This is a genomic window from Ruminococcus sp. AF20-12LB (assembly GCF_003478985.1).
Taxonomy (GTDB): Bacteria; Bacillota; Clostridia; order Lachnospirales; family Lachnospiraceae; genus Blautia_A.
The window spans coordinates 145,596-154,753 of the sequence record NZ_QUGH01000011.1 but is presented as its reverse complement, the minus strand read 5'-3'; the positions used below and the strand labels follow the sequence as shown (position 1 = coordinate 154,753).

Here is a 9,158-nt window from a genome sequence, read left to right as displayed (position 1 = left end):
AAATTAAATATTTTAGTAATCCTCCTTAGCTCAGTCGGTAGAGCATGCGGCTGTTAACCGCAGTGTCGTTGGTTCGAGTCCAACAGGGGGAGTTTTTTTATTTCCTGTAAACTTTATGTTTGCAGGATTTTTTTGTATAATAAAGAATAGAAGATAATGCAGATAAAATCAGAAGGAGGGGTTTTAATGAAGGTTTTGAATTTTGGATCGCTGAATTTGGATTATGTATATCAGGTAAATAGTATTTTGATACCGGGCGAGACACAGGCATCGACTGACCGTAAGATTTTTTGTGGTGGGAAGGGATTGAATCAGTCTATTGCTCTGGCGAAGGCAGGAGTGCCGGTTTATCATGCAGGATTGATCGGAGATGGTGGAGAAATTCTGCTGGAAACTTGCCGTGATAATCATGTAAATACCGAATTTATCCATCAGATTTCAGGTCCGTGTGGACATACAGTGATACAGGTAGATCAGAATGGTCAGAACTGTATTTTGCTCTATGGTGGCGCAAACCAGAGCATTACGAAAGAATTTGTAGATGAAGTCCTTTCACATTTCGATAAGGGAGATATGCTGCTTTTGCAGAATGAGATCAGCGAACTGGACTACATCATAGAAAAAGCCAGCGAGAAAGAAATGCAGATCATTCTCAATCCATCTCCTTATAACAATAAATTGGATAAATGCGATCTAAATAAGATTTCCCTGTTTCTTGTGAATGAAATTGAAGGTGAGCAGATCACAGGAGAGAAAGAACCAGATGAGATTCTGAAGAAATTCAGTCAGATGTATCCAGATGCTTCTGTAGTACTGACACTTGGAGGAGACGGGGCTGTATATCAGGATAAAAAAGGTATATACAGACAGGGGATTTTTCCGGTAAAGGCTGTTGATACTACGGCAGCCGGAGATACTTTTACCGGCTATTTCCTCGCGTCTGTTCTGGAAAAAATGAGCCCGGAAGAAGGCCTCAGAATGGCCGCAAAAGCATCTTCAATCGCTGTTTCCAGGCTAGGAGCAGCAGCATCTGTGCCAATGCGGAATGAGGTTATGGAGGCACTGGAGAGGGAATAAGAATTATGGCAGTATAAATATTGGACGTGTCATAATTATAAAATGTAATAGGACCATGTTGAAAATATAGATGAAAAATAATACAGCGCAGCGAATGGTGAATCTTCGCTACGCTGTATACTACTATAATAAGGGAAAATAGTCTCCCGATAAAACTATCTGATAAAATTAGTCTTGATCTTTTCTTCAGTTTCCGGAGCATTGATACCGGCGTTCTTTCCGGCTTCAATACATTTCAGAAGCCATGTCATGTTGTTGCCAAGTGTACGCATGATCTGAAGACCTTCTTCATCTTTATGGACTTCATCCGGGGTATTACCATGAACCATTGTCCAGTAATTTCCGGAGACTACCGGCATCTGATGATATGTAAAATATTTAGTCAGAACGTCCAGAGTTGCAGTTGTGCCGGCGCGTCTTGCAGAAGCAACAGCTGCGGCTGGCTTGTGGACCATATATTTTCCTGCCATAGAAGCAAATTTATCCATAAATTCCATGATCTGTCCGGATGGGGAAGCCCAGTAAACAGGAGAGCCGACAACAAGAGCATCAGCCTCTTTCATTTTTTCAGCTGCGGCTGTGACATTTTCGCGGGAAGGATCTCCAGCCTGGAAGATCTCAGCTTCAATACCATTCTTTTTTAAAGTGTTGGCAACTTCTGTGAGTGCTGTATAGGTGCAGCCTTCTTTGCGCGGACTGCCGTTCAGTAATAAAACCTTCATTATAATGATCATCCTTTCAAAATTCTTTTAACATCATTATATACGTACAAAAAATAAAGTCAATCTCTTGAAGGATGCTCATAGATGATGAAAAAACGAGAATTACAATGCGAAACGTGTTGTGGATCACGGAGTGAACAGTAAAACTTCCGCATTTTATAAGGGCTTGAGGCCAGTTTTGCAGGTTTGTAAAAAAAATTGAAATTTTTCAAAAAAAAGCTTGCAATTATAAAAAAGGTATGGTATTATTTAATTCGTCGCTGAGGGAAATACAAAACAGCGAAACACAAAAAAGAAATATGGCTCCATGGTCAAGCGGTTAAGACACCGCCCTTTCACGGCGGTAACAGGGGTTCAAATCCCCTTGGAGTCACTTAAAACTAAACTGGATATTCATTGACTCGATTCAACATTTGGTGTTTAATACGCCGATGTGGCTCAATTGGCAGAGCAGCTGATTTGTAATCAGCAGGTTATCGGTTCGAGTCCGATCATCGGCTTTTTGGACCTTTAGCTCAGTTGGTTAGAGCAACCGGCTCATAACCGGTCGGTCCTGGGTTCGAGTCCCCGAAGGTCCATTTTAAAAGTTTTATATTTTGTATGGCCCAGTGGCTCAGTTGGTTAGAGCGCCGCCCTGTCACGGCGGAGGTCGAGAGTTCGAGTCTCTTCTGGGTCGTTCATATTTGGGGTCTTAGCTCAGCTGGGAGAGCATCTGCCTTACAAGCAGAGGGTCATAGGTTCGAGCCCTATAGGCCCCATTTTTGAACAAATTAATTGAATATGCGGGTATGGTGGAATAGGCAGACACAAGAGACTTAAAATCTCTCGGGGGCAACTCCGTGCCGGTTCAAGTCCGGCTACCCGCAGTATCAGTGAGATTCCTTTTTCAGGGATCTTTTTTTGTGTCATAAAATATATTGATGAAAACGGGAAAATATTCCTAGCTTATTAGTAGGGATATTGACAAGGCTATTTTCCCATGATAGAATCCTGACAGTTGTAAAACGAATCGGACAGATATAAAAAAATATCCGTTGTCGGTATAAATATACATGGAAAGAATATAAGGAGAGGTCAGAAAATGCTGAATCAGTTTTCAAGAACAGAATTATTAATCGGAAAAGAAGGAATGGAAAAGCTGAAAAATTCCAGAGTCGCAGTATTCGGAATTGGCGGTGTTGGCGGATATACGGTGGAAGCACTGGTCAGAAGTGGCGTAGGTACCCTGGATCTCATTGATGATGACAAAGTATGCCTCACTAATATCAATCGTCAGATTTACGCAACAAGAAAGACCGTAGGAAAATATAAAGTTGATGTGGCCAGAGAACGTATTCTTGAAATCAATCCGGATGCAGTTGTAAATATCCACAAAACATTTTATGTGCCGGAGACAGCGGATTCCTTTGATTTTTCCCAGTATGATTATGTAGTCGATGCGATCGACACTGTAACCGGAAAGCTGATGCTCGTAGAGCAGGCAAAGGCTTCAGGAACACCGATCATCAGCTCTATGGGGGCCGGAAATAAGATGGATCCGACAGGTTTCATGGTGACAGATATTTATAAAACGTCTGTCTGCCCCCTTGCAAAGGTTATGCGTCGTGAACTGAAAAAACGGGGGATCAAAAAACTGAAGGTGGTTTACTCACAGGAGAAGCCCATGACTCCAATTGATGATATGGCGATCAGCTGCAAGTCTCATTGCATCTGTCCTCCGGAAACAGAAAGAAAATGTACCCAGAGACGTCAGGTACCGGGAAGTAATGCCTTCGTGCCTTCCGTAGTGGGACTGATCATTGCCGGTGAGGTTGTAAAGGATCTTATTAAATAAAAATTGAATCATTCTGTGTTATTGAGAACGGAATGAACAGTAACCATTCTGTAAGAACAGATATTGCATGTATACTTATATTGTGCAATATCTGTTTTTTTGTGATAAAATATTTTTTACAGATAGTTTTGTAAATAAAAGAGAAGGACAGATAAAGTATGGGGATCGTTGAAAAATTTATAAAATTAGGACAGCTGACAAAGGAAGAATATCCGGAACTTCTGCACTTATATCAGGATCCGGATGCGATTCGTCTGCTTCGGGAAGAGGCTGTCCGTATACAGAAAAAATATTTTGAAAACAAAATATATACAAGAGGTCTGATAGAATTTACCAATTACTGCAGAAATGACTGCTATTACTGCGGAATCCGCCGTTCTAACAGGAATGCCAGCCGTTACCGCCTTACGAAGGAGGAAATCCTGCAGTGCTGCGAGAATGGCTATGAGCTGGGATTTCGGACATTTGTGCTCCAGGGAGGGGAAGACCCATGGTTTAATGATGACCGGATGGTTGACATCATTCGGTCCGTCAAACAGAGATATCCGGACTGCGCGATCACGCTGTCCATTGGGGAGAAATCAAAAGAAAGCTATCAGAGGTTTAAAGATGCCGGAGCAGACCGCTATTTACTCCGTCATGAGACGGCCAGCGAGGAACATTATCGTTATCTTCATCCGGAGAGTTTAAGTCTTGCAAATCGTAAACAGTGTCTTTATACCCTGAAGGAACTGGGATATCAGATAGGTGCCGGATTTATGGTAGGTGCGCCTGGACAGACGCTGGAGTATCTGGCGGAAGATCTTGTTTTTCTTAAAGACCTGAATCCGCATATGGTGGGAATCGGACCATTTATCCCGCACCATGATACGAAATTTGCAGAGGAACCGGCAGGAAGTGTGGATATGACACTGTTTCTGTTGTCTGTCATCCGGATCATGCTTCCACAGGTACTTCTTCCGGCAACCACAGCACTGGGGACACTGGACCCCAGAGGCAGGGAAAAAGGTTTTCAGGCGGGTGCAAATGTAGTAATGCCCAATCTTTCTCCGGTGAAGAACCGTAAACAGTATGAACTTTATGATAACAAGATCTGTACAGGCGAGGAAGCAGCAGAGTGCAGAGGGTGTCTTGCCAGACGTGTGGAGTCTGTAGGTTATGAAATCGTTACAGATCGTGGAGATTCCCCGATGACAGACTGACACTGGGCACAAAATACTTTCTTTTTTCAGCGATTTAAGGTAAAATACAAGTAAGACCAGATTGCTAAAATATTAACAACTAGTCAGAAATAAGTGGAATTTTCCTGCAAAGCGGAATGCAGGAATAATGATGGAGTGCGTAAAATATGGAAAAATCAGAAAATGCTGTGCGGAGCAGACTTCTGGAAGCGGGGAAGGAAGAATTCAGAGACAGGGGATTTCTGAAGGCTTCTCTTCGTGCGATCTGCAAAAAAGCAGATGTGACTACGGGAGCGCTATATTTCTTCTTTGAAAGTAAAGCAGCTCTTTTTGAAGAAATCGTGGAAGAGACGGCAGAGGATCTGAAGCGGATCATGGGAGACTTTACGGATCAGGAAAAACAACTGCATCCGGAAGAATATGACAGGATACTTATGGAATTTATCTGGGAAAACAAGGATATCGCAAAAATCCTCATGGATGGAGCTGAAGGTACCAGATATGAGAATTTCCGTGAGGATGCCTGCACGAAAATGGAGCAGATCCTTAATGAACGTTTTCAAAAGGAATGTGGACAAGAAGTTGATCACGAGCTGGTACATATCCTGGTACAGATGAAATTTCAGGGATATTGTGAACTGCTCCGGGGAAACTGCTCCAGGGAAAAACTCCTGGAAATTTCCAGAATTCTGCAGATATGCTCCAGCCAGAGCCTTCTGGCAATTGAGGCAGAACTAAACAGAAAGCAGTAAAAACCATTGCTCATTCTCCCGAAGTATGTTATGATTAACTTGGTTAGTTTTGACAAACCGAGGGAGGTGTAAATAACGTGAGATCAAATGAATCATCTGAAGATTATTTAGAGACGATCCTGATCCTTGGAAACAGGAGCTCTCTTGTAAGAGCTGTGGATATCGCGGCAGAGATGGGCTTTAAGAAACCGAGTGTCAGTGTTGCCATGAAGAATCTTCGTCAGAAAAATCTCATCACAGTAGCTGACAACGGAGATATCCGTCTGACAGAGGATGGACATAAGATTGCCGATAAGGTATATGAACGTCATCAGCTGATCTCTTCCTGGCTGATGATGCTGGGAGTCCAGGAAAAAACAGCGCTTCATGATGCCTGCAGGATCGAGCATATAATCAGTGAGGAGAGCTTTCTGGCATTGAAAAAGGCAGTTTATGAGCTGAGGGAGCAGCAGGCTGTGCTCCATGGAGAAACCGCAGATTAGGTTTGATCCCTGCAGCAGAAGATATCAGGAATTGACAACTGAAAAAATAAGAATATAATGGAAATCCAGGTTATGAAATGGAGGATACCAAAAGATGAAATTACTTTTTATACGACATGGAGACCCGGATTACACAATAGATTCCCTGACCGAAAAGGGCTGGAAGGAAGCGGAATTTCTTTCTGAGAAGATCGCAGCTCTTGATGTCAGGGATTTTTATGTTTCTCCGCTTGGAAGAGCAAAGGATACCGCATCCTGCACGCTGAAGAAAAACGGAAGAACAGCTACAGAATGCAAGTGGCTGAGAGAATTCGATGTAAAGATCAGAAGACCGGATCTTCATGGGGAAAAGATCATTCCCTGGGACTGGCTTCCCCAGGACTGGACGAAGATCGAAAATTTCTACAGCTTTGACCGCTGGTGGGATAATGACATCCTGCGAGAGGGAAAAATGAAAGAAGAGTATGATTGGGTTACACAGAATTTTGATAAAGTTCTGGCAGAGCATGGCTATGTGCGGGAAGGACATTATTACAGAGCTGAAAAAGCCAATGAAGATACGCTTGTGTTTTTCTGCCATTTCGGTGTAAGCTGTGTACTCATCAGCTATCTTCTCAGTATTTCTCCGCTGGTGATGCTGCAGAATTTCTGTGCGGCGCCGTCATCGGTGAGCACCATTGTTACAGAGGAGAGGCGAAAAGGGATCGCGTCCTTCCGCATGAGCTCTTTTGGAGATATTTCTCATCTGTATGCGCATCAGGAGCCGCCGGCTTTTGCTGCCAGATTCTGTGAGACATATGATAACAAAGAGCAGAGACACGATTAAAAAGCGAAAGAAATGGTTGTAATAACCATAGAAAATAATGAACAGCAGGATTATTTTGGGAAATGATTAGACTTCGTTAATAAATTTTATAAATTTATTAGAAATTGTACAAATTTCTCTCACATTTATCCTGTATGATATAAACATCTTAAGAGAACAGAAGCTCTTAAGAAAAACTCTTTCCTTTCCCTAAAATATGTATGAAGATAAACCACCGTTCCATTGGCAAGACAGAGCCGACAGGACGGTGGTTTTGCATTGCAGAAAAAACTGCCGAATGACAGAGGAGATAAAGATTTCCAATGTTTATCGGCAGCATTTTTTTGTTGTCTGAGATTTATTGGATATACAGCTTCAGGCACAGCTACGGCCTGCGATAGCGGTTAAAGCAGGAATATATTTCCTGGATCCTGGGCATGGCATAACCGCATGGAATATAAGAGCCTTCCGAGAAGAAGGACAATCCCTGCCTTTTCAGCTGAGTATCCAGATAAGTGATGATCTCCGGCAGAGTACGTTTTCCGTCAATAAGATGTTCGCAGGCATATTTCAGAAGCAACGCCAGGGATGCAGTTTGCTCGGAGTCGATCAGCTGTTCCACATAGCGGAGATCCACTTCGGTTTTTCCAAGAGAAAAGCCATCTTTGCCGTGAACCTTGGTTTTCAGTCTTTCCGGCTGTCCGGGACGGCTGTGGCGGGATGGAGCCACTTTGGCCCTGGTCATGATGCGATGGCTTTCCGGCAGGCGGAATGCAGGGGCCTCAATGTCTGAGAGAGGATATTCCTGGCAGAGCTTTCCGGTAACTGCTGTGATGTCCACCGGATGATAATTATCCATCTGGATCACAGTATCCGCAATATGGAAAAAAGCTCCGGAGCTTCCGGCAACCAGGATAGTGGAGATCCCTGCCTTTTCATAGAGATCCCGGGCACGTTCCAGAAATGGAGTGATGGGCTCCTTTTCCCGACAGATCACCCGCTGCATGAAGGAATCACGAACCATAAAGTTGGTAGCAGAGGTATCCTCGTCAAGGAGAAAGACTTTACTTCCTGCCTCCATACTTTCCACGATACCGGCAGCCTGTGAAGTGCTGCCGCTGGCATCCTCTGTAGAAAAGCAGAGGGTGTCTTTTTTATTTGGAAGATCGTTGATAAAAAGAGAAATATCCACATCTTTGATAAAACGGCCGTCCTCGGAGCGGAGCTTCTGGGCAGAAGGATCGGTAATGACATATTCCCGGCCATCACCGGAAATGTGATCATAAATTCCCAGCTCCAGTGCGTTAAGTAAGGTGGATTTGCCATGGTAGCCGCCACCTACGATCAAGGTGATGCCGCAGGGAATGCCCATGCCTGTGATGGTTCCTCTGTGGGGCAGCTTCATGGAAACTCTCAGGCTTTCCGGAGAAACAAAAGGAACAGAGTTTTTCATCGGGCGTGAAGAGATGCCGCTTTCCCTGGGGAGGATAGCGCCGTCACTGACAAAGGCAGCCAGAGAACGTTTTTTCAGCTCCTGGCGGATAAATGCCTGATCTTCGGCAAGGCAGATGGCTTTTCTCAGCGCTTCCGGGTCAAGATTCCGGTAAAAAAATGCCTTGTGAACACAGACCGGAAGAAAATCGAAGAGGATTTTTTCCAGTTCGGGGGAGCTGATGGTTCTGCCATTGGCCGGAAAACCGATGAAAAAACGTGCAGTGATGCCTTTTTCCGTTATTTCACAGGCAGTACGTGCAAGAACCTCCTGACCGCAGTGGCTTACTGAGATCAGACCGCTTTTTCCGGAGCCCTTTGCACGGAAGGCATAACGGTTTACCTGCTGTTCAAACTGGCGGTTCAGAAAGTCTCCCAGTGTGATGCGGGTCAGGGAATCCTTATAATATTCTGCCGGAAATCCGGTGTCTCGATGGGAGAGCTTCACACTGATGTGAGAGGGAGAGGAAAAAGGATCCCCCTGTACGTGGTCAATGGACAAAATATAACGGTCAAACTGGTATGCACCCCGCAGAGACTTGTATGCAGGATAGCTTTTGCGGTTGATGCTGTGAAGAAGCTCTTTTAACTGAGCAGATGATTGCATGTTGTTTCCTCCTTTGCCCTGTGGGAGCATACAGGTAAAGTCTACGGTGAAACAGAAAGCTTTCCGTGTGTAAGATACCTGAAAATTTTGGATACAGGGCCAATTCTTAAGAACTACTATAACGAATCATAAAGATTTTGTAAAGAATGGGAATTGCGGTGGAAATTCGTAAATGTTTGACCTATAATAGTAGACAGATTGCAGATA

8 protein-coding genes and 7 tRNA genes are annotated in these 9,158 nt (G+C 43.9%); 13 read left to right on the top strand and 2 right to left on the bottom strand.

The window, feature by feature from the left end; translation table 11 throughout:
- The first annotated feature begins 19 nt into the window (after positions 1-19).
- Both DWX61_RS14185 and DWX61_RS14180 read left to right on the top strand, forming a co-directional pair.
- Positions 20-92 (top strand) — tRNA-Asn (locus tag DWX61_RS14185).
- A gap of 94 nt (positions 93-186) precedes the next feature.
- Positions 187-1,077 carry a ribokinase gene (locus DWX61_RS14180; protein ID WP_118515112.1) on the top strand — a complete coding sequence of 297 codons (891 nt, stop codon included), beginning with the start codon at positions 187-189 and terminating at the stop codon, positions 1,075-1,077.
- Between the two features lie 155 nt (positions 1,078-1,232).
- Here the strand turns inward: DWX61_RS14180 and DWX61_RS14175 are convergent, their stop codons facing one another.
- Positions 1,233-1,799, bottom strand: a complete 567-nt coding sequence (locus DWX61_RS14175; protein WP_118515110.1) for a flavodoxin family protein — start codon at positions 1,797-1,799, stop codon at positions 1,233-1,235.
- Positions 1,800-2,100: 301 nt separating this feature from the next.
- On the opposite strand from DWX61_RS14175, the gene DWX61_RS14170 reads away from it, so the two are divergent.
- From DWX61_RS14170 to DWX61_RS14120, 11 genes are all read left to right on the top strand, one after another.
- Positions 2,101-2,172: transfer RNA gene (locus tag DWX61_RS14170), tRNA-Glu, on the top strand.
- 54 nt (positions 2,173-2,226) lie between these two features.
- Positions 2,227-2,299, top strand: a tRNA-Thr gene (locus DWX61_RS14165).
- 4 nt (positions 2,300-2,303) lie between these two features.
- Positions 2,304-2,377 (top strand) — tRNA-Ile (locus tag DWX61_RS14160).
- 24 nt (positions 2,378-2,401) lie between these two features.
- Positions 2,402-2,475: transfer RNA gene (locus tag DWX61_RS14155), tRNA-Asp, on the top strand.
- Positions 2,476-2,484: 9 nt separating this feature from the next.
- Positions 2,485-2,557 (top strand) — tRNA-Val (locus DWX61_RS14150).
- 24 nt (positions 2,558-2,581) lie between these two features.
- Positions 2,582-2,665 (top strand) — tRNA-Leu (locus tag DWX61_RS14145).
- Positions 2,666-2,880: 215 nt separating this feature from the next.
- Positions 2,881-3,633, top strand: a complete 753-nt coding sequence (locus DWX61_RS14140; RefSeq protein ID WP_118625950.1) for a tRNA threonylcarbamoyladenosine dehydratase — start codon at positions 2,881-2,883, stop codon at positions 3,631-3,633.
- A gap of 158 nt (positions 3,634-3,791) precedes the next feature.
- Complete coding sequence (gene hydE, locus DWX61_RS14135; RefSeq protein WP_118625948.1) at positions 3,792-4,835, top strand: [FeFe] hydrogenase H-cluster radical SAM maturase HydE; 1,044 nt, start codon at positions 3,792-3,794, stop codon at positions 4,833-4,835.
- 146 nt (positions 4,836-4,981) lie between these two features.
- Complete coding sequence (locus DWX61_RS14130) at positions 4,982-5,566, top strand: TetR/AcrR family transcriptional regulator (protein ID WP_118625946.1); 585 nt, start codon at positions 4,982-4,984, stop codon at positions 5,564-5,566.
- 77 nt (positions 5,567-5,643) lie between these two features.
- On the top strand, positions 5,644-6,048 hold the full coding sequence (locus DWX61_RS14125) for a metal-dependent transcriptional regulator (RefSeq protein WP_118625944.1): 405 nt from the start codon (positions 5,644-5,646) through the stop codon (positions 6,046-6,048).
- Positions 6,049-6,142: 94 nt separating this feature from the next.
- A complete protein-coding gene (locus DWX61_RS14120) occupies positions 6,143-6,874 on the top strand; it encodes a histidine phosphatase family protein (RefSeq protein ID WP_021650251.1) in 732 nt (243 codons plus the stop codon).
- A gap of 364 nt (positions 6,875-7,238) precedes the next feature.
- On the opposite strand, the gene DWX61_RS14115 is transcribed toward DWX61_RS14120, so the two are convergent.
- On the bottom strand, positions 7,239-8,951 hold the full coding sequence (locus tag DWX61_RS14115; RefSeq protein ID WP_118625942.1) for an ABC-ATPase domain-containing protein: 1,713 nt from the start codon (positions 8,949-8,951) through the stop codon (positions 7,239-7,241).
- Between the last annotated feature and the right edge of the window lie 207 nt (positions 8,952-9,158).

Coding starts and splice junctions, on each gene's coding strand:
- hydE (WP_118625948.1), top strand. CDS start 3,792: ATGGGGATCGTTGAAAAATTTATAAAATTAGGACAGCTGACAAAGGAA.
- DWX61_RS14180 (WP_118515112.1), top strand. CDS start 187: ATGAAGGTTTTGAATTTTGGATCGCTGAATTTGGATTATGTATATCAG.
- DWX61_RS14120 (WP_021650251.1), top strand. CDS start 6,143: ATGAAATTACTTTTTATACGACATGGAGACCCGGATTACACAATAGAT.
- DWX61_RS14175 (WP_118515110.1), bottom strand. CDS start 1,799: ATGAAGGTTTTATTACTGAACGGCAGTCCGCGCAAAGAAGGCTGCACC.
- DWX61_RS14115 (WP_118625942.1), bottom strand. CDS start 8,951: ATGCAATCATCTGCTCAGTTAAAAGAGCTTCTTCACAGCATCAACCGC.
- DWX61_RS14140 (WP_118625950.1), top strand. CDS start 2,881: ATGCTGAATCAGTTTTCAAGAACAGAATTATTAATCGGAAAAGAAGGA.
- DWX61_RS14130 (WP_118625946.1), top strand. CDS start 4,982: ATGGAAAAATCAGAAAATGCTGTGCGGAGCAGACTTCTGGAAGCGGGG.